General features: G+C 67.2%; 29 protein-coding genes. 6 read left to right on the top strand and 23 right to left on the bottom strand.

Going from position 1 to position 24,781, the window contains the following annotated elements; genetic code table 11:
* Positions 1-88: 88 nt before the first annotated feature.
* The 13 genes from HQN78_RS13055 to gspG are packed head-to-tail and all read right to left on the bottom strand — an operon-like array spanning position 89 to position 9,196.
* The gene (locus HQN78_RS13055; protein ID WP_235084219.1) at positions 89-547 is read right to left on the bottom strand and encodes a type II secretion system protein; all 459 of its coding nucleotides are present in this window, start codon (positions 545-547) and stop codon (positions 89-91) included.
* On the bottom strand, positions 534-920 hold the full coding sequence (locus HQN78_RS13060; RefSeq protein ID WP_107798286.1) for a type II secretion system protein: 387 nt from the start codon (positions 918-920) through the stop codon (positions 534-536). Before HQN78_RS13060 ends, HQN78_RS13055 begins: the two co-directional genes overlap by 14 nt.
* On the bottom strand, positions 895-1,371 hold the full coding sequence (locus HQN78_RS13065) for a type II secretion system protein (RefSeq protein WP_107798285.1): 477 nt from the start codon (positions 1,369-1,371) through the stop codon (positions 895-897). The genes HQN78_RS13060 and HQN78_RS13065 overlap by 26 nt, the downstream gene beginning before the upstream one ends.
* Before the next feature lie 7 nt (positions 1,372-1,378).
* Positions 1,379-2,335 (bottom strand): type II secretion system protein GspD, encoded by a 957-nt coding sequence (locus HQN78_RS25865; protein WP_370646538.1) that lies wholly within the window; start codon positions 2,333-2,335, stop codon positions 1,379-1,381.
* The gene (locus HQN78_RS25870; protein ID WP_370646539.1) at positions 2,305-3,216 is read right to left on the bottom strand and encodes an STN domain-containing protein; all 912 of its coding nucleotides are present in this window, start codon (positions 3,214-3,216) and stop codon (positions 2,305-2,307) included. The genes HQN78_RS25865 and HQN78_RS25870 overlap by 31 nt, the downstream gene beginning before the upstream one ends.
* Before the next feature lie 49 nt (positions 3,217-3,265).
* Entirely contained in the window at positions 3,266-3,706 is a 441-nt protein-coding gene (locus HQN78_RS13075) for a hypothetical protein (RefSeq protein WP_235084223.1), read from the bottom strand.
* Positions 3,703-4,293: a GspMb/PilO family protein gene (locus HQN78_RS13080; RefSeq protein ID WP_235084225.1), complete on the bottom strand. Its 591-nt coding sequence runs from the start codon at positions 4,291-4,293 to the stop codon at positions 3,703-3,705. The genes HQN78_RS13075 and HQN78_RS13080 overlap by 4 nt, the downstream gene beginning before the upstream one ends.
* Entirely contained in the window at positions 4,290-4,823 is a 534-nt protein-coding gene (locus tag HQN78_RS13085) for a hypothetical protein (protein ID WP_227107102.1), read from the bottom strand. Before HQN78_RS13085 ends, HQN78_RS13080 begins: the two co-directional genes overlap by 4 nt.
* Positions 4,811-5,530, bottom strand: coding sequence for a hypothetical protein (locus HQN78_RS13090; protein WP_235084226.1), 720 nt, complete (start codon positions 5,528-5,530; stop codon positions 4,811-4,813). The genes HQN78_RS13085 and HQN78_RS13090 overlap by 13 nt, the downstream gene beginning before the upstream one ends.
* Positions 5,531-5,537: 7 nt before the next feature.
* Positions 5,538-7,118 carry a GspE/PulE family protein gene (locus tag HQN78_RS13095; RefSeq protein WP_235084227.1) on the bottom strand — a complete coding sequence of 527 codons (1,581 nt, stop codon included), beginning with the start codon at positions 7,116-7,118 and terminating at the stop codon, positions 5,538-5,540.
* A 9-nt stretch (positions 7,119-7,127) separates the two neighbouring features.
* Positions 7,128-8,309 carry a type II secretion system F family protein gene (locus HQN78_RS13100; RefSeq protein WP_235084228.1) on the bottom strand — a complete coding sequence of 394 codons (1,182 nt, stop codon included), beginning with the start codon at positions 8,307-8,309 and terminating at the stop codon, positions 7,128-7,130.
* A 1-nt stretch (position 8,310) separates the two neighbouring features.
* Complete coding sequence (locus HQN78_RS13105; RefSeq protein WP_107798278.1) at positions 8,311-8,778, bottom strand: transglycosylase SLT domain-containing protein; 468 nt, start codon at positions 8,776-8,778, stop codon at positions 8,311-8,313.
* A complete protein-coding gene (gene gspG, locus HQN78_RS13110) occupies positions 8,768-9,196 on the bottom strand; it encodes a type II secretion system major pseudopilin GspG (RefSeq protein ID WP_107798277.1) in 429 nt (142 codons plus the stop codon). Before gspG ends, HQN78_RS13105 begins: the two co-directional genes overlap by 11 nt.
* A gap of 337 nt (positions 9,197-9,533) precedes the next feature.
* On the opposite strand from gspG, the gene HQN78_RS13115 reads away from it, so the two are divergent.
* From HQN78_RS13115 to HQN78_RS13125, 3 genes are all read left to right on the top strand, one after another.
* On the top strand, positions 9,534-10,196 hold the full coding sequence (locus HQN78_RS13115; protein ID WP_107798276.1) for a cytochrome b: 663 nt from the start codon (positions 9,534-9,536) through the stop codon (positions 10,194-10,196).
* A gap of 96 nt (positions 10,197-10,292) precedes the next feature.
* Complete coding sequence (gene sodC, locus HQN78_RS13120) at positions 10,293-10,805, top strand: superoxide dismutase family protein (protein ID WP_107798275.1); 513 nt, start codon at positions 10,293-10,295, stop codon at positions 10,803-10,805.
* 89 nt (positions 10,806-10,894) lie between these two features.
* A complete protein-coding gene (locus HQN78_RS13125; protein WP_107798274.1) occupies positions 10,895-11,347 on the top strand; it encodes a DUF4442 domain-containing protein in 453 nt (150 codons plus the stop codon).
* An 11-nt stretch (positions 11,348-11,358) separates the two neighbouring features.
* Here HQN78_RS13125 and HQN78_RS13130 read toward each other — a convergent pair whose 3' ends face one another.
* The 4 genes from HQN78_RS13130 to HQN78_RS13145 all read right to left on the bottom strand — a co-directional run bounded on the left by HQN78_RS13130 (position 11,359) and on the right by HQN78_RS13145 (position 13,516).
* Entirely contained in the window at positions 11,359-11,787 is a 429-nt protein-coding gene (locus HQN78_RS13130; RefSeq protein ID WP_235084230.1) for a hypothetical protein, read from the bottom strand.
* Entirely contained in the window at positions 11,784-12,722 is a 939-nt protein-coding gene (locus HQN78_RS13135; RefSeq protein WP_235084232.1) for a Nudix family hydrolase, read from the bottom strand. Before HQN78_RS13135 ends, HQN78_RS13130 begins: the two co-directional genes overlap by 4 nt.
* A 124-nt stretch (positions 12,723-12,846) precedes the next feature.
* Positions 12,847-13,050, bottom strand: a complete 204-nt coding sequence (locus HQN78_RS13140) for a hypothetical protein (RefSeq protein WP_107798271.1) — start codon at positions 13,048-13,050, stop codon at positions 12,847-12,849.
* A gap of 259 nt (positions 13,051-13,309) precedes the next feature.
* Positions 13,310-13,516, bottom strand: coding sequence for a hypothetical protein (locus HQN78_RS13145; RefSeq protein ID WP_235084233.1), 207 nt, complete (start codon positions 13,514-13,516; stop codon positions 13,310-13,312).
* A gap of 352 nt (positions 13,517-13,868) precedes the next feature.
* Here HQN78_RS13145 and HQN78_RS13150 point away from each other — a divergent pair, with 352 nt between their 5' ends.
* Positions 13,869-15,578, top strand: a complete 1,710-nt coding sequence (locus HQN78_RS13150) for a potassium/proton antiporter (RefSeq protein ID WP_235084235.1) — start codon at positions 13,869-13,871, stop codon at positions 15,576-15,578.
* Here the strand turns inward: HQN78_RS13150 and HQN78_RS13155 are convergent.
* Together HQN78_RS13155 and cysK are read right to left on the bottom strand one after the other, a co-directional pair.
* On the bottom strand, positions 15,570-16,442 hold the full coding sequence (locus HQN78_RS13155) for an ATP-binding protein (RefSeq protein WP_107798269.1): 873 nt from the start codon (positions 16,440-16,442) through the stop codon (positions 15,570-15,572). The genes HQN78_RS13150 and HQN78_RS13155 overlap by 9 nt on opposite strands.
* A gap of 90 nt (positions 16,443-16,532) precedes the next feature.
* Positions 16,533-17,468 (bottom strand): cysteine synthase A, encoded by a 936-nt coding sequence (gene cysK, locus HQN78_RS13160; RefSeq protein WP_107798268.1) that lies wholly within the window; start codon positions 17,466-17,468, stop codon positions 16,533-16,535.
* Positions 17,469-17,662: 194 nt separating this feature from the next.
* On the opposite strand from cysK, the gene HQN78_RS13165 reads away from it, so the two are divergent.
* Complete coding sequence (locus HQN78_RS13165) at positions 17,663-18,538, top strand: ion transporter (protein WP_107798267.1); 876 nt, start codon at positions 17,663-17,665, stop codon at positions 18,536-18,538.
* On the opposite strand, the gene HQN78_RS13170 is transcribed toward HQN78_RS13165, so the two are convergent.
* From HQN78_RS13170 to HQN78_RS13185, 4 genes are all read right to left on the bottom strand, one after another.
* Positions 18,531-19,055, bottom strand: a complete 525-nt coding sequence (locus HQN78_RS13170) for an O-acetyl-ADP-ribose deacetylase (RefSeq protein ID WP_235084236.1) — start codon at positions 19,053-19,055, stop codon at positions 18,531-18,533. The two genes, HQN78_RS13165 and HQN78_RS13170, sit on opposite strands and share 8 nt — an antisense overlap.
* Before the next feature lie 93 nt (positions 19,056-19,148).
* Positions 19,149-20,546: an amino acid permease gene (locus HQN78_RS13175; protein WP_048408754.1), complete on the bottom strand. Its 1,398-nt coding sequence runs from the start codon at positions 20,544-20,546 to the stop codon at positions 19,149-19,151.
* A gap of 311 nt (positions 20,547-20,857) precedes the next feature.
* Positions 20,858-21,319 (bottom strand): DUF4136 domain-containing protein, encoded by a 462-nt coding sequence (locus tag HQN78_RS13180; protein ID WP_146176568.1) that lies wholly within the window; start codon positions 21,317-21,319, stop codon positions 20,858-20,860.
* 4 nt (positions 21,320-21,323) lie between these two features.
* Positions 21,324-22,214 carry a LysR family transcriptional regulator gene (locus HQN78_RS13185; protein ID WP_227107082.1) on the bottom strand — a complete coding sequence of 297 codons (891 nt, stop codon included), beginning with the start codon at positions 22,212-22,214 and terminating at the stop codon, positions 21,324-21,326.
* A gap of 185 nt (positions 22,215-22,399) precedes the next feature.
* On the opposite strand from HQN78_RS13185, the gene aceB reads away from it, so the two are divergent.
* Positions 22,400-23,995, top strand: coding sequence for a malate synthase A (gene aceB / locus HQN78_RS13190; RefSeq protein WP_235084238.1), 1,596 nt, complete (start codon positions 22,400-22,402; stop codon positions 23,993-23,995).
* Positions 23,996-24,781: the final 786 nt, after the last annotated feature.

Here is a 24,781-nt window from a genome sequence, read left to right on the forward strand (position 1 = left end):
TCTCAATAATTCCTAAATTAATCCGGATGCATTGAGCCGAAACAAGACGCAAATCATGCCTTTAGAATAAATCCAGCCGCCGCCGGCCTCACGGCGCGGCCGGCGCCAGGAACACCCATTGCCGATAGCTGCCCTTGTCTGCGAAATCGCCCAGCTCCGCGGCGAAGCCCCGCTGCTTCAAGGGCCGGCCTTCCGCCAGGCTGTGCACGCCGACGATGCCGCCGTCCGCGCCCTTGATCAGCCCCCATTCCGGCTTGCCCGTGAGCGGATCGGCGTAGAGGCGGCGCAGGTGGCGGCGGGTGAAGGGCACGCGTTCGTCCTTGAGCAGGGCCTCCAGCGTTTTGGGATAGGCCGGCGCGGGGCCGGAACGATGGTAGGAGGCGATGGCGCGCTGCAATTGCAGGCCGATGTGCAGCAGCTCTTCCTCCTTGTCGCCTTGTTGTTGCCGGCTCCAGGCGCCGGCCGCCGCGCCCAGGGCCGCGCTCATGGCCAGCACCAGCGTCAGCGCTCCCAGATAGGCCAGCCCGCGCTGCTTACCAGCTGCCATAGCGGCTGCCGTCCAGGCCGGTTCCCGGCGCGCCGCTGGCCACGTCGCCGACGCCGCCCTCCTCCGCCGGTTTGGCTTGCCAGCCGTCGCGCCGGCCGGCGATGGGATCGAGCGGCAGTTCGCGCAGATAGCGGCCGGCCACCAGTTCTTGCAAGGCGGCCGGATTGGCGCCGTGGTCGGCGCGGTAGTCGTCTATCGCCTGGCGCAGCGCGGCCAGATTGTGGCGCAGCACGGTTTCGCGGGCGCGGTCCTGCTGCTTGAAGTAGTTGGGGCCGATCAGGGCCATCAGCGCGCCGATGATGCTCATCACCACCAGCAGCTCGATCAGGGTGAAGCCGCGCGCCGCTTCACCATTGTTGGTAGGGTATGCCATTGATGCCCTTTCTGAGGCTCTTGGAACGGATGTCGTATACGTCGCCGCCGGAGGCGAAGGCTTCCGCCGAGCTGTCGTAGCCGCGCGTGTCCCAGCTCGCCGCCGGGTCCGCGCCGTCGCAGCTTTCGCACATCGGATCCGCCGGCAGACGGCGCAGAAAATAGAGCTTGCCGCCGGCGGCGTCGCTCTTGTCCGGCACGCCGTCCACCAGGCTGGCGAGGCTGGGCGGATAGCCGCTCCGATCCGGAGAAGCGTCTATCTTCTTGTCCGTCACCGCCTGCCGGTAGGCGTCGATGGCCGTGCGGATCTGGCGCAGGCTGTGGCGCAGCTCGGCCTCCTGGGCCCGCCGTCTGGCCAGTTCGCTCAGCGGCAGGCTGGCGCTCAGCAACAGCGCCAACAGGGTGAGCGCGGCCAGCGTCTCGATCAGGGTAAAACCGGTTTGACGCGGCATAAGCACCTCAGGGCGCGGCCAGCGGGCTGTCCAGCGCCGGCGCGGAAGTGTCCCGCGCGGGCGCGGCGGCGGGCGGCTGCGCCTCGGTCCGCAGCGGTTCCACGCTCAGCCGGCTTTCGGTGCCGGAATGGAAATAGCTGTTGGAGGCGGCCGGCAGGTCCAGCGCCCGTTCTATGCGCGGGGTCAGCAGCAGGATCAGCTCGGTGTTTTCGACGCCGCGCTTCTGGCTGCCGAACAGGCCGCCCAGCCAGCTCAGGGTGCTGAGACCGGGCAGGCCGCTGCTGCTGCGGTCGTGCTGCTGTTTGACCAGGCCGGCCAGCACCTGGGTTTCGCCGTCGCGCGCGGTCATCACGGTTTCGGCGTTGCGGGTGCTCATCGGGTAGACGGTGCCGCCGCCGGCGGTCTTGACTTCGCTCTTGAGATTGCTGACTTCCATATTGACCTTGACGCTGACCTCGTTGCTGAGGCTGATCCGCGGCTCCACTTGCAGGATCAGGCCGACGTCCTGGTAGTTGACCGATTCCGTCACCACGCCGTTGGCGTTGGTGGTGGTGACCACCGGCACTTTCTCGCCTATCTTGATGCTGGCCTTTTCCATATTGCGCACGCGGATCTTGGGGTTGGCCAGCACCTTGGTCTTGCCCTGTCTTTGCAGCAGTTTGATCGCCGCGCCCAGATCGCCGCCGTTGCTGCCGCCGACGCCGATGCCGTCGCGGTTCAGGCCCAGCAGATCGCCCACCGTCACCCTGTCCGAGCCCTCTTTCGGCAGCACCGAAAACCGCAGTTCCGCCGGATAGTCGACGCCGACGTCGAGCACGTCGTTGGTGTTCACTTCCAGCACTTGCACGTCCATGGTGACTTCGGACTGGGCGATGTCCAGGCTGGCCACCAGCCGCTCTATCACCGCCATCACTTCCGGCGTGTCGCGCACGATCACCGCATTGGTGCGCTCGTCCAGATGCACGTTCTTGGCGAGCTGATCTGGCGCAGCGCGGCCAGCACCTGGCTGGCGTTGGCCTGGCTCAGGTAGAAGGCGCGGGTCATGAGCTCCCGGTATTCCTTGGCTTTTTCCGAGCGCGCCGGATAAATCAGCATGCTGTGCCGGCTGAGCACTTTTTTCTCCAGCTGATGGGTGCGCAGCAGCAGATTGATGGCGTCTTCCGCCGTGGTCCGGCTGGCGACGATGCTGGCCGGGGCGGCGACGGGCACTTCCGGATCGAACACGAAATCGATGCCGGCCAATTGCGAGATGGCGTCGAAGATGCTGGAAATCGGCTGAACCTTGAAGTTCAGCGTCACCGGCTGGCGCAACGCCTCGGCCAGGCTGGGACGCGCGTCGCGGCGGGCGGCCTCCCGGCTTTGCAGCTCGTCGCGCAAGGCTTGCGCCTGCCGGTAACCGGGCTGCTCCTGCAGGATGCGGCCCAGCCGCTCCAAAGCCTCTTGCGGGCGCTGCGCGCCGATTTCGGCGGCGGCGTCCAGCTCCAGTTTCAGCCGCAGCCGGCGCTCCAACTGCCGTTTCAGCTGCTGGGCGCGCATATGTTCCGGCGCCAGCGCCAGCAACCGGCTCACCTCCGCCAGCGCGGCAGCGTCGTCGCTGGCGTCCATCTTGGTCTTGGCCGCCCGCAAGGCCTCCTCCGCCAGCGCCGCGCTCTTGGCCACGACGTTTTTGCGGCGTTCCACATCGTCGGGCTTCTGCCGCAAGGCGGTTTCGGCCGCGCGCAATTGTTCTTCCGCTCCGGGCTGATCGGCCGGGCCGAAGATTTTCTTGACCGGTCCGGGCAGCGCGCATCCGCCCAGGGTCAAACCGAGGGCGAGGGCCAGCAGTGTGGGTTTGCAATGTTTCATGATGCCTAATGCCTGGTGAAAACGGCGTCGTCGCGGTGGCGGCGACGCCTCAGTGAGCCAATGGAGTCAGCGGGATCGAGTGCTCCCGCCCTTCGGCGTCCAGCAGCAGCGCGCGCTCCGCCTCCAGAGCCTTGAACGTGTATTGCTCCGTCAGCCGGGCGCCCGGCTGCAGCGCATTGGGCGTCTTGCAGCCGACGCAGAGCAGGTAGCTGCGCGCCCGGCCTTCCAGCACCACCACGCGCTGGCCGTCCTGCCGCCATTCGCCCACGGCGCTGAACGGCGGCGGCGCGGCTTCCAGCGGCGGCGGCAAGGGCGCAGCCAAGGCCGGCGCGGCGTCCGCCGCCGGGACGACGGGCTTGGCCTCTTCGCGCAGCGACGCCCAGCTCTGGACCGGAAACAGGTCGACGCCGTCGGCCCGCGGCTCTTGCGCCTGGGCCAAGGCCGCCCAGGCCAGCGCGAGGCCGCTCAGCCAATGGGCCCGCCGCCTCATTGTCCGGCTCCCAGCAGGCTGAAGCGCATGCGCATGCTCAAGGTCGCGGTATCAGTTCGCGCCCGGTCCAGCGTCAGCGCCTCCAAGCGCAACAGCGGCTGCGCCGTCAGCGCGCCCAGCGCCGCCGTCAGTTCCGGATAACGCCCGCTGGCGCTCAGCTCCACCGAGACGCGGCGCAACGCGCCGCCGGCTTCCGCCTCTTCGCGATAACTGGCCTCATGCACGCTCAGGCCGGACTGGCGCAGCTGCTCCAGCAAGGCCAGCTTGCGCGGGGCCAGCGCCAGCCGCAGCTGGGCCTGCCATTGCCGCTCGCGCCCCGCCGTCGCCGGCAAGGCGGGCGTCGGCGCGCTCAATTGCTGGCGGCGCTGTTGCAAATCCGCCTGCCGCGTCTCTTGCTCCAGCGCGCCGAAGACCAACAGCAGACAGCAGGCCGCCAGCGACAGCCGGCCGCCGCGCCCCAGCCGGCAGGCCAGCGTCTGCCGATGCCAGCGCAGCCGGGCCCGCCAATGCCGTCCGCCGCCGGCCGGCCGGCCGCCGCGTTTAAAGGCCGCCAGCCGGCGGCCGGCGTCTCGCATCCAGGTCCTCATCGCTCAGCCACCTGCACCGTGGCCAGCACCGCCTGATTGGGATCGCCGGGCTTAAGCCCGTGCCGCAGCAGCCGCGCCCGACCATGGCCGGACGACTGGTTCAGCCTCTCGACGAAATGGAACACTTCCCGCACGTCCGCCGCGCTCAGCTCCAGCCGGGCCTGCTTGCCCGCGCCCTCAAGATGCAGGGACAAGATGCCCAGCCGCGGCGACCAGGCTTGTTCTATCGCCCGCAGCAGCGCCGGGCGCAGCCGGGTTTGATCGTCGCCCTGGACCAGCAGCAACGCCTGGGCCTTGCGCGCCTCCGGCGAGGCGGCCTGGGCGCGGCGCTGTTCGCGCTCGCGCAGAAAACGCTGTTGCTCCTGCCGCCGCTCCCAGGCCGCGGTATCCTCCGCCAACCGTTCCAACTCCCACTGCCGCCAGCCCAGCGCCGCCAGCAGCATCAACAAAAGCATGGCGGCGACGCCGGCCAACGGCGCGCTCGCCTCGGGGCGGCTGAAGTCCAGACCGCGGGCGTTCAGGCGGCGCATGGCTGGCTCGCAAGCAGGGGATGGGCAAAGCCCAGCCAACGCGCCCGCGCCGCCGGCGGCTGTGCCGGGTCATGGGTCGCGCACCAATCGTAGTCGCCGCCGGGCTCGCGGCCGCACAGCGCCTCCGCCGCCGCCACGCCCTCGGCCGCGCTCTGTTCCGGCGCCAGCGCCAGGGTGATCAGATCCTCCCAGCCGCGCTCGCCGCGCCACAGGCAGGTGACGGCCCCGGCCTCCGCCAACACCAACGCGTCCGACGCCAACGCGCGCGGATGGGCTTGCAGGCAGGACGACAGCAGATCGCGGCAGCCGGCCAAGCGCCAGCCGGCCGCCCGCGCCGCCGCGCTCAAATCGGCCAGCAGCGGGGCCTGGGCGGCGAAGGCCAGCCGCGCCGCGCCGTAAGCCGCCGGCGCCAGGCGGATGTCCAGTTCGCCCGCGACGCCGCGCTCGCGCAGCAGACCCCGCGCATAGGCGCGCCACTGGGCGCGCTGCCCGGACAAGCCGTCTTGCCACGGCAAGAGCTGGCTGTGCGCCCACGGATAGCCCAAGAGCAGCCGCACGCGGTTGCGCCAGGCCGGACGCCGGCGCGCGGCCCCGCCCAGCAGCATGGTCAGCGCCTCGGCCGGTTTGCCGTGATGGCGGCAACGCCACGGCTGGGCCGGGGCGCCGGCCGGCGGCAGCAAGGTCGCCAGTTCGGCGTCGATCAACACGGTTCTGTCATTCCATGGCCACGGCACGGCTGACCTCCTGATAGGTGGTGAGTCCGCGCGCCACCGCCTCGAGGGCGGCGTCGCGCAGCGATTGATAATCGGCGCATTGCGCCAGCGCCTGCTGGCGCTTCTGCGGCGAGCGCTCCAGCAGCGCCTCCTTGAGCCGGCTGTCCAGGCGCAGCACTTCCGCCAGCGCGATGCGGCCGTGGAAACCGCCGCTGCGGCAATGCTCGCAACCGGCGCCGGCGCAGGCGACGCACAGCCGGCGCACCAGGCGCTGCGACACCACGCCGTTGAGCGCCTCCAGGAAAGTGGCCGCTTCCACGCCCATGTAGAGAAAGCGGTCTATCACGCTGAAGGCGTCGTTGGCGTGCACCGAGGACAGCACGCGGTGCCCGGTCAGCGCGGACTGCACCGCGATGGCCGCGGTTTCGGCGTCGCGGATCTCGCCCACCAGAATGGTGTCCGGATCGTGGCGCAGGATGGAGCGCAGGCCGCGGGCGAAGGTCAGGCCCTTTTTCTCGTTGACCGGGATTTGCAGAATGCCGGCCATCTCGTACTCCACCGGGTCTTCGATAGTGATGATCTTTTCCTCGCCGGTATTGATCTCCGCCAGCGCGCCGTACAAGGTGGTGGATTTGCCGCTGCCGGTGGGCCCGGTGATCAGGGTCAGGCCGTAGGGCAGTTGCGCCAGCGCGCGCACGCGGCGCGCGGTTTCGCCGTGAAAGCCCAGGCTGTCCAGGTTCAGGCTGTCGCCGCGCGGGGATTTGTCCAGCAGGCGCAGCACCGCGTTTTCGCCGTGGGCGCCCGGCATGATGGACACGCGGAAGTCCACTTCGCGGCCTTGCAGCGCCACCTTGAAGCGGCCGTCCTGCGGCACGCGCTTTTCCGCGATGTCCAGGCTGGACAGCACTTTCAGCCGCGACATGGTCTGGCTGGCCGCCAACTGCCCCGGCACCTTGCGTATGACCTGCATCACGCCGTCGATGCGGTAGCGTATCTGCAGCCCGTCGTCGCGGGACTCCAGGTGGATGTCGCTGGCGCGGCTTTGCAGCGCGTCGTACAAGGTCATGTTGACCAGGCGGATCACCGGGCTTTCGTCCTTGGCCAGGCTGGTCAGCGAGATAGACTCCACCGCCTTGGCCAGGCTGTCCTCGACCAGGTCCACCGCCGCGCCGTCCATCACCCGCTCGCGGGCCTCGGCCTGTTTCAGCCAGGCGTCGGCCACGCCGGGCAGGCTGAGGGCGAAGCGCTGGCCGCGGCCCAGCAGCCGGTTTTGCAGGCCGAGACGCGCGTCCAGCCGCAGCGGTTCGGCCAGCAGCAGGTACAATTCGCCCCGCCACTCCAGCGGCGCAGCCCGGCAGGACAGCGCTTCCGGCAGCGGCAGCAGATCGAAGCGCGCCGCCGCCTCCCCCACCTGGGCCTCGCTCAGCGCGGCCAGGCCCAACAGCCGCGCCGCCTGCGGCAGGCTGGCCGGCTCGCGCTCCAGCTGCCGGTTCAGCAGCTCGGCCAGCGGCAGGTCTTCCTCTCCGCTCTCGCGCCGCCATTGCCAGCCGGCCGTCGTCGTCGGGTCCATCAATGCTCGCATCACGTCTCCTCAGCCCATGCCGCCGGCCAGTTCGAATATCGGCATATACAGCAGGGCGACGATCAGGCCGACCAGGCCGCCCACCGCCAACATCAGAATCGGCTCGAACACTTTGCTGAACACTTCGATCGCCTGATCCAGCGCGCCGTCGTGGAACTGGGCGATGCGCTCGCACATGCCGCCCAGATCGCCGCTTTGTTCGCCGACGCGCAATAAGCGCTCCGCCACCGCCGTGGTCAGTTGGTGGCGTGCCAGGGTGTCCGCCACCGGCCGGCCGGCGCGCAACTCCTCCAGCGCGCGCGCCAAGCGCTGCGCGTAGGCGTCCGGCAACAGCCCCGCGGACAAGTCGAAGGCCTGCAGGGCCGGCGTGCCGCCGGCGATCAATAAGCCGGCGGTGCGGTAAAAGCGCGCCAGCACGAACAGGCGCGCGACATCCCGCAACCGGGGCAGCGTCCACAACAAGCTCAGCAGCGCGCGCTGGGTTCGCCGGGCGCGCAGCAGCAGGCACAGCCCAGTCAGGCCGACGGCCAGGCCCGCGCCCAGCAAGCCGCCGTGAGCCTGGACCAGGCGCGCCCACCACAGCATGGCGGCGGCGCTGGCCGGCAGTTCGCGCAGCGATTCGAACACCACGGCGAAACGGGGAATCACGAAGAACAGCATGAACAGCAGAATGCCGAAGCCGACGGAGAGCACCAGCGCCGGATAGACCAGGGCGCCGGTCACCCGCTTGCGGATGGCGACGATGCGCAGCTCGTAATACTGATAGCGCTTGAGCGCCGCCGGCAGCTGGCCGCTGCCTTCGGACGCGGCCACGGTGGCCGCCAGCAAGGCCGGGAAGGCTTCCGGCTGGGCCTCCATCGCGCGCGACAGCGGCTGGCCCTGGTACAGCGCTTGCAATAGCCGGTCCAGCACGCCCTGCAAGGCCTTGTCGCCGCCGCCGGCCTTGTCACGCAGCGCTTCCAGCGCCTCGATCAGCGCCAGGCCGGCCTCCAGCAACGCCGACAGCTCCTGCAGCAGCAAGCCCAGCGCCGCGCCCTTGAGCGCGCCCTCCGCGCCGGCCTCGCGCCTCGCCTCCAGCACCAGGCCGTCGTCCACGCCCAGCTGGGCCCGCGCGGCGGCCTCGTTGTCCGCCCGCACCAGGCGCGTCCTCACCTCGCCCTGAGCCAGGACGCTGATCCGGTAGGCCGCCATCTCAGCCCCTCGCCTCGCGCTCGGCGCGCAATTGCAGATACTGCCGCCACACCTTGTCCACATAGCGCTTGCGCGCGCCTTCGCGCGTCGCCGCGCCGCCGGCGTTGTAAGCGCCCACCGCGCGCCAGGTGTAGCCGTAGCGCGCGATGAAGTCCGCCAGGATGGACGCGCCCACCTGTATGCTCAGACAGGGCTCGTCCAGCAGGCGCTGACGCGTGATGCCGCGCTTGGCCAGCCCCGGCAGATGAAGGCTGTTGATCTGCATCAGGCCGATGTCGTGGCTGCCGTCCTTGTTGTAGTTGACGGCGCGCGGATTCAGCGCCGATTCCACCTTGGCGATGGAATACAGCAGCAGCGGATCCACCCGGTGGCGCGCGCCGGCCTCGCGCCAGCAATTGGCCGCCGCCTGCGCGCCGTCGGCCAGCGCGGCGCAGGCGGCCAGCAGCGGCAGCAGTCCCTTACAGCGCATGGACCAGTTCACCGTCGCCTCCCGCCCGCCCGGCCTCGCCCAGGGATACGATCTCAGCCTCGCTCTCGCCGCCGGGCACCCGCCATTGATACGGCCGGCCCCAGGCGTCCATCGGCACATCCTTGGCCAGATAGGGCCCATGCCAGCCGGCCACGCCCGGCGGCGCCTTCAGCAGCGCGCCCAGCCCCTGTTCCGCGCTGGGATAGCCGCCGACGTCCAGCCGGTATTGCGCCAAGGCGTCGCCCAGGGTTTTCATTTGCGCCTGGGTGGCCTTGACCTTGGCCTTGTCCACCTGGGAAAACAGCTTGGGCCCGACATAACCGGCCAAGAGGGCGATGATCAGCAGCACCACCAGCAATTCCAGCAGCGTGAAGCCGCCTTGTCCGGCGGAGCGCCGTCTAGCGTTCATCGTCGTCATAAGATTCGCTTGTCCAAAAAACCGCGCCGCAAGAGCGTGCGCTGGAAGATATAAGCGGCGTCCGCGCCGGACCCCGGCAGGGACGGCGACGGTTCCGCCCCTTGCCAGCGCATGCTCACACGGGGCTTTCGCCGTTCTCAATATTTCTGAAAGGAATCTAAAACGGCCGCGGCGGGGCCTGACGGCCGGCGCCGGGAAGGGCGTCCGGCGGCGCGGACGGGCGGCTTGAGAATGGTTTCAGAATCATGGCGCCGTCGCCGGCGGCGGCGCTTGAATAGCGTTTTTAATCGAACGCGCCGCGGGCATCCGTCCCAGCGGCCGCGCCTTGGAGAAACGCATGCCCTCTTCCGCCCCGGCCGCCAACCCTGGCTATCCGCGTCTGCAAATCCTGTTTCACTGGCTGAGCGTGCTCTTGATGGCAGCCCTGGCGCTGGCCGGCGGCTTGCGTCACCTGCTGGCCGGCCACGCCGTCGCCGACATGCGCAGCGTGATGATCGTGCACATAGGCTGCGGCATGGCCCTGCTGTTCCTGACCCTGCTGCGCGCCGCCACGCGGCTGGCCGGTCCGGCGCTGCCGCCGCTGGCCGGCAGCAGCCGCGCGCAGCGCGCCTGCGCCCATGCCGCCCATCTGGCCATCTACGGCCTCATTCTGGCGTCCTGCCTGCTGGGCTGGATCATCGTCAACGCCAAGGGGCTGGCGATCCCGATGCCGCTGCTGGGCTTCGACTTCCCGCGCCTGGTCGCGGCCGACCCGGCCCTGGTCGCCGCGACGGTGGGCCTGCACGAATGGCTGGGCTGGATCTTCTACGGTCTGCTCGCCGTCCACATCGCCGCCGCCGTCTGGCACCATGTCGCGCTGAAGGACGACACGCTGCGGCGCATGAGCTGGCGGCGGCCGGCGCCGGCGGCGGCTCCCGCCGCGGCCGACTGCCACCGTTGCTCGCCGGACACCCTGGCGCAGAACGAGGAACTGACGTCCGCGGACCGGCTGGCCTCCTGACGCGCGCGCCCCACCCGAACAGCCAGGCTCCGGCCTGGAACCGGGATGGCACAATCGAGGTCTTGACTGTTCCCCGCCTATACGGAGAACCTACCCATGTTACGTCCCCTATCCGCCGTCTTGTGCTGTCTGCCCGCGCTGGCCCTGGCGCAAAGCGTGGAGCTGTCCTTCGTCGACGCCAAGGGCGACGCCGGCCCGGCCGGCAGCGTCCTGATTGAGGACACGCCCTACGGAGCGCTGTTGACGCCCAAGCTTGAAAAACTGCCGCCCGGCGTGCACGGTTTCCACGTCCATGAAAAACCCTCTTGCGCGCCGTCCGTCGGCGCCAACGGCGCGGTCACGCCGGCCGGCGCCGCCGGCGGCCACTGGGACCCGGACAAGACCGGCGCGCACGCCGGCCCTTACGGCCGCGGCCACAAGGGCGATCTGCCGGCGCTGTACGTGGGCGCCGACGGCAAGGCGAGTTATCCGGTGCTGGCGCCGCGGCTGAAAGCGGCGGACTTCTCCGGCCGCGCGCTGATGGTGCACGCCGGCGGCGACAATCACAGCGATCATCCGCAGCCCTTGGGCGGCGGCGGCGCGCGCATGGCCTGCGGCGTGGTCGAATAAACCGTACTCGGCAAGGAAAAACCGGCGCGATTGACAAGGCCGGTTTTTTTATTGACGATGACAGAATTCAAACGACCGTTTCAACCGAGATGAAACCACCCGCCTGGCTGTTCCGATTCCTGCTCAATCTGTGGCCGCCCTTCCTGGGCGCCGGCATCCGCGTCAAACGGCTGGCCGCCGATTTCAGCGATATCGAAGTGCGGCTGAAACTGGGCTTCAGCAACCGCAACTATGTCGGCACCCATTTCGGCGGCAGCCTGTACGCGATGACCGATCCCTTCTTCATGCTGATGCTGATGCACCAACTGGGGCGGGACTACTATGTGTGGGACAAGAGCGGCAGCATCGACTACGTCAAGCCGGGCCGCGGCACGGTGAGCGCGCGCTTCCGGCTGGCGCCGGGCATGCTGGAGGACATCAGGCTGCGCACCGCCTCGGGCGACAAATACCTGCCGCAATTGCAGGTGGACATCGTCGATCAACAGAACGAGCTGGTGGCGAGGGTGTTCAAGACGCTGTACATCAAACGCAAGAAGAAATGAGGCGCCGCGCTTCAGCGCGCGGAAAACGCCAGCAGGTAGCGCTTGCCGTCCAGACTCAGGACGGCCAGCCAGTCGCGGCTGCCGCTGACGCACAGCGGCAGCGCCACCGTCGCCTTCCAGTCCGCGCCGTCGCGCACAAAGGTGTAACGGTTGAAGCCCATGTCCATGTCGGCCATATTGAACTCCACCTGCGGCGCTTCCCGCGCCGCAACGCCCTGCAAGCGGATTTCAAACGGTCTGCCGTGCTGCGGCGGCGAGGCGAAACGCCAGACGCCGCCGCCCGGCAGGGCGCAGCTCGCCTGGCCGGCGACGCAGGCCAAGGGCGACGGCTTGACCGCTTGCCGCTCGCTGTACCAGCGGTAAATCAGGCCGAACTTGATACAGGCCAGCAGCAGCAAAACGCCCCCCAGCGCCAGCCATTTACGCTGTTTGGCCGTCATCGCCAAGCCCCCCGCATCAGCGCCACCCCATGCGCGCCGTGGCGGCGGGCGGCCTCCAGATCATCCATGCTCATGCCGCCCAGCGCGTAGACCGGCGTCGGCGCGCCGTCCGCCAGACAAAGCCGGAAACCGTCCCAGCCCAAGGGCGCCGCGCCGGGATGGCTGGCGGTGGCGGCCACATGGCCGAGCAAGGCGTAATCCAGGCCCAGTTCGCCTATCCGCGCCACTTGCGCCGCCTCGTGCGCCGAGGCGCCCACCCAGGCGAACGCCGGGCGCTCCTTCAGCGAGGCCAGCCGCGTCGTGTTCAGATGCACGCCGTCCACCGGCCATTCCGCCGCCCAGGCCGGATCGGCGTTGACCATCAGCTTGCCGCCGCGCTCATGGACGATGGCCGCCGCCTTGGCGACGAAATCGGCGAGCTCGGCGCGCGCCATCTGCGGCTCGCGCACCTGCACCATGCCCCAGGCCGGCCCCTGCTCCAGCCGCCGCAATTGAGCGTCCACGCCGATTTCCTGCGCGCAGGTGATCGCGTAGGCCGCCGGCAATTCCAGCGATTTGAGAATGGGCCCGTTGGCCGGCAACATGGGCTGCACCGTGCAAGCGCCTGGCTCCTGCCAGGCGAAGCTTTGGCCTTCCCGCGGCTGCGGCTCGCCGCGCCAGGACCAGACCCGGAAGAAACGCAGCCGCACCGAGGCGTGCTCATAATGATGGACCTTGCTCAGCCACGGCGTCGCGGCCAGCGTTTCAATGCCCATTTCCTCGTAGAGTTCGCGCGCCAGCGCCTGTTCGCCGCTTTCGCCCGGCTCCACCTTGCCGCCGGGAAACTCCCAGTAACCGGCGTAAGGCTTGCCCTCCGGCCGGCTGCCCAGCATGAAACTGCCGTCCGGCCGCATCAGCGCGCCGGCCACTACCTCGATGATCTTGCTGTCGCTCATTGCTTGGTCTTGCCCGGTGAATATCGTTCCGGCTCTTCGCGGCCGGCAGCGCATTCTACCGCAAGCGCCCCCAGCAATAAGGGCGCCGCGGCGCCCTTATTGACTCAACCAACGGTCTAAGACCTCAACCCGGGCGGCCCGGCTTGGTGCAGCCGGCGTCCTTATAAGGCTGGGAGCTGAACTGCGTCCAGCCCGGACCCAGGGAGAATTGCGAGCAAGCGAGCTTGCCGTCGAGCTTGCTTTGCCACAGATACCAGGGCGCCGGCGCGGCCAGGGTCATCAAGGGGAAGGACAAGGCCGCCAGGGCCAGAATGATTTTGCGAGTCATTGCGCATACCTCAGACAAAGTGAAGGACACCACGGCCAAGATGAAGCGGCCAGGCTGGAAAATGCCATGACAATATACTGCATCATACTGTTGGCATAAAGCGTCTCATGCCACTTTGCCAGGAAGAATGCGCCAAACTCTGCGCGCCTCCCCCTAACTAACACGCAGCAATAAGGGCGCCGCGGCGCCCTCGTCTTCCTACCCGCGTCCGGAATGGCGCGCGCTGCTCTGGGCCGTAGCCGTCGGCAGCAGCCCCCGATCAGCCAGGACGGCCTTGAACGCGGCAACCCGCGTCTTTGTAAGGAATGCTATTGAGCAAAACCCAACCCGGTCCATAGGAGAATTGCGAGCACACCAGATGGCCGTCGGACTTGCTTTCCCATAGGTACCAAGGAGCCATGGAAGCAAAAGCCATCCAGGACACGCTCAGACCCGCCACCAGCAGGGCAATTTTACGGATAATCATACTCACCTCAATAATTATTTATCATTTAAATACAAACAAAAAATGCATAATTAATATACATTAATCTAAGCATTAAAATAACTGTTTCGTCATATATTTGGCAGTATTAACACCCAAAATAAAATGATCATGCCCCGTTAGAGCGCAAAAATTAACGGATTGCCCGTTTCAAGCACGGCCGATAAGCCTCAAAGTGTTACCATTAGCTCCGTAAACCTGCGAAATCTGCACATTTATCCCGATTGTCATTTCGTTGCCGCGTGTAGCGACACTGGGAAGGCCTTTTGCGCTCCGCCGCCGGGCTTGATCGATTTCGTCATGACCTCCCCCATCCCGCCGAAGGAGCTTGCACTTGGACACCTTAAACTCACTCATTCTGGCCGGCTCGCTGGTATTCCTCGCCAGCCTGGTGGTGTCCTCCATCGCCTCCCGCTTCGGCGCGCCGCTGCTGCTGGTCTTCCTCGCGCTGGGCATGCTGGCCGGCGAGGACGGCCCCGGCAAGATCGTGTTCAGCAATTACCAGCTCAGCTATGTGGTCGGCACCATCGCCCTGGTGGTGATCCTGTTCGACGGCGGCCTGCGCACGCGCCAGGACAGCTTCCGCATCAGCCTGAAGCCGGCCGGAGTGCTGGCCACGCTGGGCGTCTTGATCACCACTGGCGTGACCGGCCTGTTCGCCGCCTGGGTGCTGAATCTAAGCTGGCTGGAGGGCTTGCTGATCGGCGCCATCGTCGGCTCCACCGACGCCGCCGCGGTGTTCGCCCTCCTGTCCGGCCGCGGCCTGGAGATCAACCGCCGCGTCGGCAGCGCGCTGGAGATAGAATCCGGCAGCAACGATCCGATGGCGGTGTTCCTGACCTCGGCGCTGATCGGGGTCTTGGGCCAGCAGGGCCAGGACGCCGGCGTCGCCGCCATGCTGTGGCTGTTCGTCAAACAGATGGGCCTGGGCGCCTTGGCCGGCTGGGCCGGCGGCAAGGCCATGGTCTGGCTGTTCCAGCGCCTGGGGCCGCGCGGCGCGATGTTGGCCCTGTTCAGCCTGGGCACTGCCGGCGCGCTGTTCAGCCTGACCACGGCGGCCGGCGGCAGCGGCTTCCTCGCCATCTACCTGGCCGGCATCGTGGTGGGCAACGCCCGGGTGGCGGACTTGCCCAATCTATTGAATATCCACGACGGCTACGCCTGGCTGGCGCAAGTGACCATGTTCCTGGTGCTGGGCCTCTTGGTGACGCCGTCCAATCTGCTGCCGGTGGCGCCCTACGCGCTGGCGATCTCCATCGTGCTGATGCTGGTGGCGCGGCCGCTGGCGGTATGGCTGTGCATGCTGCCCTTCCCGGTGCCCAAGGCGGAAAAGCTGTTCATGAGCTGGGTGGGCCTGCGCGGCGCGGTGCCGGTGATTCTGGCCATTTTTCCACTGATGGCGGGGCTGCCCAATAGCCAGCTGTTCTTCAACGTGGCCTTCTTCGTGGTGATGATGTCGCTGCTGTTCCAGGGCTGGACCATCGCGCCGCTGGCTGAAAGGCTGAAGTTAAAACTGCCGGCGCGGCCGGACGTGGAGCACCGGGTACCGGTGGTCAGCGGCCAGGAAGCCCGCTATGAGGCGGCCTCCTGCCAGGTAAGCGCAGACAGCCCGGCCGAAGGCCAGCTGGCCGGCGAGCTGGCCTTGCCCAGCGGCGTGCGGCTGGCGGCGCTGTACCGCGACGAACAAGCGCTGGAACCGACGGCGAGCCAGACGCTGCGCGCCGGCGACTGGGCCTGCCTGATCGGCCCCGGCCCGGCGCTGGAAACGGCCGGCGAAGCCTTCCACCCGCCCGGCGAAGACCCCTATTACGGCTACTTCACCGTGTCCGGCCTGGCGCGGCTGGCCGATCTGGCCGACAGCTACGGCCTGAATCTGAGCGACCGCGACCGCGCCGACAGCATCGCCGACTACTGCAAGCGCGCTTGCGGCTACCCGCTGGTGGCCGGCGACGTGCTGCGGCTGGACCGGCTGGAGATGGTGATACGCGCGGCCGCCGACGGCCAGGTCAAGAGCGTGGGCCTGCGCTATTTGAAATCACAATAAGGCTTTGCGCTCCTTGGCGCCGCGCCCGGCCCAGTCGCAGGCGAACTGCCAGGCGACGCGGCCGGAGCGGCTGCCGCGCAGATGGCTCCAGTGCAGCGCCGCCTTTTCCGCCTCCGCGTCCAGCTTCAGGCCGAAATGCGCCAGCCACTCGGCCGCCGCCGCCAGATAGGCGTCCTGATCGAAGGGATAGAAGGACAGCCACAGCCCGAAACGGTCGGACAGCGACACCTTTTCCTCTATCGCCTCGCCCGGATGGATTTCGCCGTCCTGCACCCAGCCTTCGCGGTTTTCGCTCATTTTTTCCGGCATCAGATGACGGCGGTTGGACGTCGCGTACACCAGCACATTGTCGACGCGGCGCGCCAGGCCGCCGTCCAGCGCGGTCTTCAGCGCCTTGTAGGCGTCGTCGCCCTGCTCGAAGGACAGATCGTCGCAGAACAGGATGAAACGCTCCTTGCGTCCGGCCACCATCTCGACGATGCGGTTCAGATCGCCCAGCTGCGCCTTGTCCACCTCGATGATGCGCAGGCCCTTGGCGGCGAAGGCCGGCAACAGCGCCTTGACCAGCGAGGACTTGCCGGTGCCGCGCGCGCCGGTGAGCAGCACATTGTTGGCCGGCCGCCCCTTGACGAACTGGCGGGTGTTGCGCAGCAATTGCGCGCGTTGAGCGTCGATATGGGTCAGCCGCTCCAGTTCCGGCGCGTGCGGCTCCGCCACCGCCTCCAGCCAGCCGGCCATGCCCTGGCGCTGCCAGCGGAAAGCCAATGCGCTCCAATCCGGCTCCGGCCGCGCCGGCGGCAGCAAGGGCTCCAGGCGCGCCAGCATGGCTTCGGCCCGGGCCAGGAAGGCTTGCAACTGCTCCATGATTTCCCCTCGATGCGAAACGACAAAAACAAACAGCCTGGCAGAAAGCCGCCAGGCTGTCGATGTTCGCGGCCGCGGCCGCGGCCGAACTCAGTCCGCCAGATGTTGGAACAAGGGCGTGGACAAATAGCGCTCGCCAAAGGAGGGAATCACCACCACGATCAGCTTGCCGGCGTTTTCCGGACGCTTGGCCAGTTCCAGCGCCGCCCACACCGCCGCGCCGGAAGAGATGCCCACCAGCAGGCCTTCGCGCGCGGCCACCGCGCGCGCGGTCTCCATCGCGTCCTCGTTCTTCACGCGGATGATTTCATCGTAAATGCCGGTGTTGAGGATGGCCGGCACAAAACCGGCGCCGATGCCCTGGATGGGGTGCGGGCCCTTGGCGCCGCCGGACAGCACCGGCGAGGCGTCCGGCTCCACCGCCACGATCTGCACGCCGGGCTTGCGCGCCTTCAGCACTTCGCCCACGCCGGTGATGGTGCCGCCAGTGCCCACGCCGGCGACGAAGATGTCGACCTGGCCGTCGGTGTCGTTCCACACTTCTTCGGCGGTGGTATTGCGGTGGATGGCCGGGTTGGCCGGGTTCTCAAACTGCTGCGGCATGAAATGGCTGTCCGGATTCTGCTCCACCAGCTCGCGCGCCTTGGCGATGGCGCCGCCCATGCCGTCCGGCCCCGGGGTCAGGATCAGCTCGGCGCCGTAGGCGCGCAGCAGCTGGCGGCGTTCGCGGCTCATGGTTTCCGGCATGGTGATCACCAGCTTGTAGCCGCGCGCGGCGCAGACCATGGCCAGGCCGATGCCGGTATTGCCGGAAGTGGGTTCGACGATGGTGGTGTCCGGGCCGATTTTGCCGGCCTGCTCGGCGGCGTCTATCATCGCCACCGCGATGCGGTCCTTAACGCTGTGAGCCGGGTTGAAGAACTCCAGCTTGGCCGCCACGGTGGCGCCGCAGCCGTCGGTCACCCGATTAAGCCGCACCAGCGGGGTGTTGCCGATCAAATCCGTCACTGCATTGGCAATTCGCATCTTTATTCTCCACAGACAGTTTTGAAGAAAACCATATTACCCAGCATCATAAACAAGCCGAGCGACGATCCAAAATATTGTTTGCTTATAATCGACAAACTTGGCAGTCTCAGCCGGCCACGCGCTCTCCGCGGCCCGGCGGCTACACTGAAACCATCGCCCATCACCCGCAGACCAAGGTCCATTCCCCGCCTATGCCCACACAGGAAACCCTGATCCCGCTCACCGGCTGGCGCCGCAAGCTCTACATCATCATTTACGAGGCAGACACCCGGCCCGGCCGCATCTTCGACCTGGCGCTGATTGTCGCCATCCTGCTGTCGGTGCTGACGGTGATTCTGGAGAGCGTGCAAAGCATACAAGCGGCCTGGGGCGTCCAGCTCAAGATTCTAGACTGGTGTTTCACCATTCTGTTCACTATTGAATACGCCTTGCGGCTGATCTGCATCCATAAACCGATGCGCTATGTGAAAAGCTTCTTCGGCGTCATCGATCTGATGGCGGTGCTGCCGATGTATCTGGGTCTGTTCATCCCGGAAAGCCGCTTCCTGGCGGATATCCGCATCCTGCGGCTGCTGCGCATGTTCCGCATCCTCAAGCTGACGCGCTATATCGGCGAGGCCAGCGAACTGAAACGGGCGATGCTGGCCAGCCGCCGCAAGATCACGGTCTTCCTGGTCACCGTGGTCTTGCTGGTGGTGATTCTGGGCACGCTGATGTTCGTGATCGAAGGACCGGAGCACGGCTACACCAGCATCCCGGTCAGCATTTACTGGGCCATCGTCACCCTGACCACGGTGGGCTTCGGCGACATCACGCCCAAGACGCCGCTGGGCCAGGCGCTGGCCAGCGTGGTGATGATCACCGGCTACGGCATCATCGCGGTGCCCACCGGCATCGTCACCGCCGAAATCGCGCGCGGCAGCGGCGCCAAGAGCAAGACCGCGGAGGCGGTGTCCGGCACCCGGCTGTGCCCGCACTGCTTCACCGAGGGCCACGACTGGGACGCGCGCTTCTGCAAGCACTGCGGCGGACAGTTGCCGCGTCCGTCCAAGGGCGAGGTCAGCTAACGCCGGCCAGCAACTGCCGGTAGCGGCCGGCCATCGCGTCGTCGAAGGCCACCAGCAACACCCGCCGCAGGCCATGCGGCTCGCGCGCCAGCCAAGCGCGCACCGTCTCCACCGCGATAACGGCGGCCTGCTGCTGCGGATAGCCGTAGACGCCGCAGCTGATCGCCGGGAAGGCGATGCCGTCCAAACCATGCCGCGCCGCCAGTGCCAGGCTGTTGCGGTAGCAGGCGGCCAGCAGCTCCGCCTCCCCGTGGGCGCCGCCCTGCCACACCGGGCCCACGGTGTGGATCACATGCCGCGCCGGCAGCCGGTAGCCGGCGGTCAGCTTGGCCTCGCCGACGCGGCAGCCGTGCAAGCTCCGGCACTCCGCCAGCAGTTCCGGTCCGGCGGCGCGGTGGATGGCGCCGTCCACGCCGCCGCCGCCCAGCAAGCGGGTGTTGGCGGCGTTGACGATGGCGTCCAGCGCCAGCGTGGTGATGTCGCCCTGCCATGCCGTCAATTCGGTCTTCGCTTCCATTGCGTCCCCTCCTCCGTCCAAGCCGCCATTATCCGCCCGCCGGCGCCGGGCGCAAAAAAAGCCGGCTGACGCCGGCTTTTTCCTTTTTCCGCCTTAAGCAGGATTGTTCAACAGCGAGTTGCGCCGCGAATAGCCAAAGTACACCACCAGGCCGATCAACAACCAGGCCATGAAGCACAGCCAGGTCAGCAGCGACAGCTGAGTCATCAGGAAGCCGCAGCACAGGATGGCCAACGTCGGGATGTAGGGCACGCCCGGGCAGACGAATTTGCGCGGCAGATCGGGCTCGCGCTTGCGCAGCACGATCACCGACAGCGCGATCAGGGTGAAGGCGGCCAGGGTGCCGATGTTCACCAGCTCGGCCAGGGTGTGCAGCGGCACGAAGCCGGCCAGCAAGGCGATGATGGTGCCGATCAGCCAGGTGGCCTTGTACGGGGTGCCGTACTTGGGGTTCACCTCGGAGAAGATCTTGGGCAGCAGGCCGTCGCGCGACATCGCGAACAGGATGCGGGTCTGGCCGTAAGTCATCACCAGGATCACCGTCATCATGCCGAGGATGGCGCCCAGATCGACGAAGCCGGCGAACCAGTCCAGCTTGGCCACTTGCAAGGCCAGCGACACCGGGTGGTCGACGCCGGCGAACTGCATATAAGGCACGATGCCGGTCATGATGGCGGCCACCACCACATAGAGCAGCGAACACACGCCCAGCGACCAGATCACCCCGCGCGGGATGTCCTTGGCCGGGTTCTTCACTTCCTCGGCGGCGCAGGTCACCGCGTCGAAGCCGATGAAGCTGAAGAACACGATGGCGGCGCCGTGGAACACGCCGGAGAAACCGAAGGGTAGTGCCGGCTGCCAGTTCACCGGCTTGACGTGCCACACGCCGATGCCGATGAACAACAACACCACGCCCACCTTGATCAGCACCACCACATTGTTGACGCGCTTGGATTCCTTGATCCCGAAGGCCAGCAAGGCGGTGATCACCATCGCCACGCAGAAGGCCGGCAGATTGAACAGCGTCTGCTTGCCCGGCAGCGAGCCGGCGGCGGCGGTCAGGTATTCAGGTAGGGTCACGCCGAAGCCGGACAGCAGGCTCTGGAAATAACCGGACCAGCCCACCGACACCGCCGACGAGGCCAGCAGGTATTCCAGCAGCAAATCCCAGCCTATGATCCAGGCGATCATCTCGCCCAGCGTGGCGTAAGCGTAAGTGTAAGTGGAGCCGGAAACCGGCAGCATGGAAGCGAACTCGGCGTAGCACAGCGCGGCGAAGCCGCAGGCGAAGGCGCTGATCACGAAGGAAAGCACCAGTCCGGGGCCGGCCACCGTGGCGCCGGTGCCGGTCAGCACGAAGATGCCGGTGCCGATGATGGCGCCGATGCCGAGCATGGTAAGGTCGAAAGCGGAAAGCTCCTTGCGAAGCCCACGCGAGGTCTGAGCGGTAGCCAGCATTCCCTGGACGCTCTTTTTGCGCATCAAACTCATTTGTTTCACTGTCCCGTAACGGCCGTCCGGTACAACGACAAAGCGCCCGCTGTCCCGGCGGGCGCTTCATACTCGGATAGGGCCTGTATGATCTGTTGTGTCCTCTCCCCGCTGCTCTGTCTGTCGTTGGCTTTAAATAAACGCGATAACAAGGGCTTGCCGTTGTCGAGCGCGGTGCTTAAGCCGCCGATCCACGCAGTTCATGCCGGGGAAGAATGCGATAGTACCGCAGGGCCCGCCGCCGGCAATACGGGAAACCCCATATAGCCCGCGGCCATCAAACCCTGCGTGTCATCATAGCGCAAAACAAATCATGGCAATGGCATTAAATCTATCAATTTGCGCGCGGCGTTCTCCAATTGCTGACGGCCGTTGTCGCCGTCGCCCAATTCCTGCTGGCCCTGCCACAGCACGGCGCCGTCGGCGCTGTTGACCACTTCCAGCGCCAGCGTGCGCACCGTGCGCACCTGATAGTCCGGCGACCAATACATGCCGCCGCCGTAACGCCAATCGCGCCAGCCGCCGGCGTACCAGCCGTCCGCCGGCCAATACACCTGGCGCTGCTGGCTTTGCTTGAAGCACAGCTTCCATTGCGGACGCGCCTCGTCCACCGCCGCCCCCTTCAAGACCAGCCGGTCCAGCAGCCACTCGCGCATGTCCACGCCGGCACCGGCCGACGGCAGGCAGCTCAGTCCCACCGTGCCCGCGCCGGCCCAGGACGGGCCGGCCGCCAGCAGCGCCAAGAGCGCCGCCATCGCTGTTTTCATCTTCATCGCCTCAATTCCAATAAGCCGCGTCAGCATACACTGACCGCAAATAGTCGACGAAGTGCCGCACCCGCGCCGGCAGCAGGCGGCGCTGCGGCACCACCGCGCACACCGGATAATCCGGCGCGGAGAATTCATCCAGCACCGTCACCAGCCGGCCGTCGGACAAATCGTCCTTCACCTCCCACAGCGAACGCCAGGCCAGGCCCAGGCCCTGCAAGGCCCAGTCGTGCAGCACCGCGCCGTCGTTGCACTCCAGCCGGCCGCTCACGCGCAGGTTCACCGCCTCGCCGTCGCGGCGGAACGCCCAGCCTCGGCTCTGGCTCTCGCCCAGCGACAGGCAGTTGTGCTCGGCCAGATCCTCCAAGCGGCGCGGCAGGCCGTGACGCGCCAGATAGGCCGGCGCCGCCACCACCACGCGGCGGTTTTCCGCCAGCCGAATCGCCACCAGCGAGGAATCGGCCAGGTCGGAGATGCGGATCGCGCAATCGATGCGGTCGCGCTGCAGATCCACCAGCCGGTCCGACAGATCCAGCGTCACCTTGACGTCCGGATGGCGTAGCTGGAAACCGGCGATGTGCGGCGCCACATGCTTGCGGCCGAAGCCGGCCGGCGCCGACACCCGCAGATGGCCGCGCGCGCGGCCGCTGCCGGAAGCCACCGCCGCTTCGGCGTCCTCCAGGTCGGCGAGGATGCGCTGACAGTCTTCGAAAAAGGCCGCTCCCTCCTGAGTGAGCGCCAGGCTGCGCGTGCTGCGGGTCAGCAGCTTGACGCCCAGCCTCTCCTCCAGCGCGTCAATACGCCGGCCGATGATGGCCGGCACCACGCCCTCCTGGCGCGCGGCGGCCGACAAACTGCCCTGCGACACCACGGCGACAAAGGTCTCCAATTGTTTCAACATCCGGGCCGCCCCACGATTAGCTAACAAAAAGTAAAAGATGATATGTCTATATATGCATTTTTTTTTACGCTTTGCCTAGATAGACTAGCCAGGTCCCGTTTCACTGTCCCAGGTCCGGACGCGGGCGCCGCCCGTCCCGGCGCGTCCGCTCGCCGCCCCGTCCAACGATGCAAAGGAGTCCCAGCATGGCAGCCGCGCTTCCCCAGGGGATGGAAATCCTCGCTACGCTCACCCCGGCCTACGCCGACATCCTCAGCCACGACGCGCTGGCCTTCGTCGCCAAGCTGCACCGCCGCTTCGAGCCGCGCCGCCGCGAGCTGATGGCCGCCCGCGCCGCGCGCCAGGCGGAACTGGACGCCGGCAAGCTGCCGAACTTCCTGCCCGACACCGCCGCCGTCCGCGCCGGCGACTGGAAGATCGCTCCGCTGCCGGACGACTTGCTGGACCGCCGCGTGGAAATCACCGGCCCGGTGGACCGCAAGATGATGATCAACGCGCTCAATTCCGGCGCCAAGAGCTTCATGGCGGACTTCGAGGACTCCAACTGCCCGAGCTGGGACAACCAGATCAACGGCCAGATCAATGTCCGCGACGCCTACCGCAAGACCATTTCCTTCGCCAACCCGGACGGCAAGCAATACCGGCTCAACGCCGACACCGCCACCTTGCTGCTGCGGCCGCGCGGCTGGCATTTGATGGAAAAGCACGTCAAGGTGGACGGCGACATCGTCTCCGGCGCGCTGTTCGACTTCGCCCTGTCCTTCTTCCACAACATCGAATTCTTGCGCGGCTCGGGCAGCGCCACTTATTACTACCTGCCCAAGATGGAAAGCCATCTGGAAGCGCGGCTGTGGAACGAGGTGTTCGTCTTCGCCCAACAGGAGCTGTCCATCCCCCAGGGCACGATCAAGGCCACGGTGCTGATCGAAACCATACTCGCCGCCTTCGAAATGGACGAAATCCTGTACGAATTGCGCGAGCACAGCGCCGGCCTCAACGCCGGCCGCTGGGACTACATCTTCAGCTGCATCAAGAAATTCCGCCAGAACCGCGACTTCTGCCTGGCCAACCGCGCCCAGATCACCATGACGGTGCCCTTCATGCGCGCCTACGCGCTGCTGCTGCTGAAAACCTGCCATCGCCGCGCGGCGCCGGCGATAGGCGGCATGGCGGCGCTGATTCCGATCAAGAACGATCCGGAGGCCAACGAGAAGGCGCTGGCCGGCGTCCGGGCGGACAAGGAACGCGACGCCGCCGACGGCTACGACGGCGGCTGGGTGGCCCACCCCGGCCTGGTGCCCATCGCCGCCGAGGCCTTCGGCAAGGTGCTGGGCGACGCGCCCAACCAGATCGCCAAGCAGCGGCCGGACGTTCAGGTCGGCGCCGCCGACTTGCTCAACTTCCAGCCGGAAGCGCCGATCACCGAAGCCGGGCTGGCGATGAACATCAATGTCGGCATCCAGTACCTGGGCGCCTGGATTTCCGGCAACGGCTGCGTGCCCATCCACAATCTGATGGAAGACGCCGCCACCGCCGAGATCTCCCGCTCTCAGATCTGGCAATGGATGCGCAGCCCCAAGGGCGTGCTGGACGATGGCCGCAAAGTCACCGTCGAGCTGTTCCGCCAGCTGCACGCGGCGGAGACGGCCAAGCTCAAGGCCGAGTACGGCGCGCGCTGGACCCGCCAGTACGACGACGCGGCGGCGATGTTCGATCTGCTGACCACCTCGGACGATTTCGTCGAGTTCCTGACGCTGCCGGGATACGAATACCTGGCCTGACAGGACAAATGAATCCCGGCGGCCTCATTGTCGGGATTTGTCAGCCCGGCTGCGTAGCTTTGCGGATTGAAGAGCATGGACAAGGGCCCTATGATGGGCCGCTTGTCATAATTCACCTTGCAAAGCGCGCCCGCCTCGGAGCCTGTTCAAGCTCTGGCGCCCGCCCGCGACACAGGGCGCCGCGCTCGCCGCGCGAGCTTTCAACGCGCGCAGCGGACTTTGAACAGACTCCTACATGCAAAGCATCCTCGACTTCCAGGCCACCGTGCTCAGCACCACCGGTTACGGCCTGGTGCTGACCGCCGTCATCACGATGTTCTGGCTGCGCAACCGCGACGAGCGGGCCTTTCTGTATTTCTGCGCGGCCGGCGTCTGCGTCAGCCTGGGCGGCGTGTTCAGCCTCTTGCCCATCGGCCTGCCGCCGTGGCCGCAACTGGTGTTCAACAATCTGCTGTGGATGCTGTTCCATCCCGTCGCGCTCTGCGGCATCCGCCATCTGAACGGCAAGCGTCCGCGCGTCTGGCAAAGCCTGTTGCTGGCGGCCGCCGGCATGAGCGCCTATATACTGGCCGGCCCGGCCGATATGGGACGCCGCACCGCCGCGGTCTGCCTGGTTTATCTGATCGCCTGGCTGCTGGCCGCGCGCGAGCTGTGGCCCGGACATTCCCGCATCGGCGGCGCCGGCCGCAAGATGGCGCTGACGGTCTGCCTGCTGTACGCCTTGCTGGCGCTGGCGCGCATCGTCCACGCCGGCTGGGCCGGCGAGGTCTACGACGCCGACGCGAT

The organism is Chromobacterium sp. Beijing, assembly GCF_021496765.1.
Taxonomy (GTDB): Bacteria; Pseudomonadota; Gammaproteobacteria; order Burkholderiales; family Chromobacteriaceae; genus Chromobacterium.

Coding starts and splice junctions, on each gene's coding strand:
- HQN78_RS13085 (WP_227107102.1), bottom strand. CDS start 4,823: ATGCGCCGCCTGAACGCCCGCGGTCTGGACTTCAGCCGCCCCGAGGCG.
- sodC (WP_107798275.1), top strand. CDS start 10,293: ATGTTACGTCCCCTATCCGCCGTCTTGTGCTGTCTGCCCGCGCTGGCC.
- HQN78_RS13100 (WP_235084228.1), bottom strand. CDS start 8,309: ATGGCGGCCTACCGGATCAGCGTCCTGGCTCAGGGCGAGGTGAGGACG.
- HQN78_RS13075 (WP_235084223.1), bottom strand. CDS start 3,706: ATGAGGCGGCGGGCCCATTGGCTGAGCGGCCTCGCGCTGGCCTGGGCG.
- aceB (WP_235084238.1), top strand. CDS start 22,400: ATGGCAGCCGCGCTTCCCCAGGGGATGGAAATCCTCGCTACGCTCACC.
- HQN78_RS13140 (WP_107798271.1), bottom strand. CDS start 13,050: ATGACTCGCAAAATCATTCTGGCCCTGGCGGCCTTGTCCTTCCCCTTG.
- HQN78_RS13145 (WP_235084233.1), bottom strand. CDS start 13,516: ATGATTATCCGTAAAATTGCCCTGCTGGTGGCGGGTCTGAGCGTGTCC.
- HQN78_RS13165 (WP_107798267.1), top strand. CDS start 17,663: ATGCCCACACAGGAAACCCTGATCCCGCTCACCGGCTGGCGCCGCAAG.
- HQN78_RS13185 (WP_227107082.1), bottom strand. CDS start 22,214: ATGTTGAAACAATTGGAGACCTTTGTCGCCGTGGTGTCGCAGGGCAGT.
- cysK (WP_107798268.1), bottom strand. CDS start 17,468: ATGCGAATTGCCAATGCAGTGACGGATTTGATCGGCAACACCCCGCTG.
- HQN78_RS13105 (WP_107798278.1), bottom strand. CDS start 8,778: ATGCGCTGTAAGGGACTGCTGCCGCTGCTGGCCGCCTGCGCCGCGCTG.
- HQN78_RS13135 (WP_235084232.1), bottom strand. CDS start 12,722: ATGAGCGACAGCAAGATCATCGAGGTAGTGGCCGGCGCGCTGATGCGG.
- HQN78_RS13170 (WP_235084236.1), bottom strand. CDS start 19,055: ATGGAAGCGAAGACCGAATTGACGGCATGGCAGGGCGACATCACCACG.
- HQN78_RS13055 (WP_235084219.1), bottom strand. CDS start 547: ATGGCAGCTGGTAAGCAGCGCGGGCTGGCCTATCTGGGAGCGCTGACG.
- HQN78_RS13175 (WP_048408754.1), bottom strand. CDS start 20,546: ATGAGTTTGATGCGCAAAAAGAGCGTCCAGGGAATGCTGGCTACCGCT.
- HQN78_RS13060 (WP_107798286.1), bottom strand. CDS start 920: ATGGCATACCCTACCAACAATGGTGAAGCGGCGCGCGGCTTCACCCTG.
- gspG (WP_107798277.1), bottom strand. CDS start 9,196: ATGACGACGATGAACGCTAGACGGCGCTCCGCCGGACAAGGCGGCTTC.
- HQN78_RS13155 (WP_107798269.1), bottom strand. CDS start 16,442: ATGGAGCAGTTGCAAGCCTTCCTGGCCCGGGCCGAAGCCATGCTGGCG.
- HQN78_RS25870 (WP_370646539.1), bottom strand. CDS start 3,216: ATGAAACATTGCAAACCCACACTGCTGGCCCTCGCCCTCGGTTTGACC.
- HQN78_RS13080 (WP_235084225.1), bottom strand. CDS start 4,293: ATGAGGACCTGGATGCGAGACGCCGGCCGCCGGCTGGCGGCCTTTAAA.
- HQN78_RS13095 (WP_235084227.1), bottom strand. CDS start 7,118: ATGCGAGCATTGATGGACCCGACGACGACGGCCGGCTGGCAATGGCGG.
- HQN78_RS13180 (WP_146176568.1), bottom strand. CDS start 21,319: ATGAAGATGAAAACAGCGATGGCGGCGCTCTTGGCGCTGCTGGCGGCC.
- HQN78_RS13115 (WP_107798276.1), top strand. CDS start 9,534: ATGCCCTCTTCCGCCCCGGCCGCCAACCCTGGCTATCCGCGTCTGCAA.
- HQN78_RS13065 (WP_107798285.1), bottom strand. CDS start 1,371: ATGCCGCGTCAAACCGGTTTTACCCTGATCGAGACGCTGGCCGCGCTC.
- HQN78_RS13125 (WP_107798274.1), top strand. CDS start 10,895: ATGAAACCACCCGCCTGGCTGTTCCGATTCCTGCTCAATCTGTGGCCG.
- HQN78_RS13130 (WP_235084230.1), bottom strand. CDS start 11,787: ATGACGGCCAAACAGCGTAAATGGCTGGCGCTGGGGGGCGTTTTGCTG.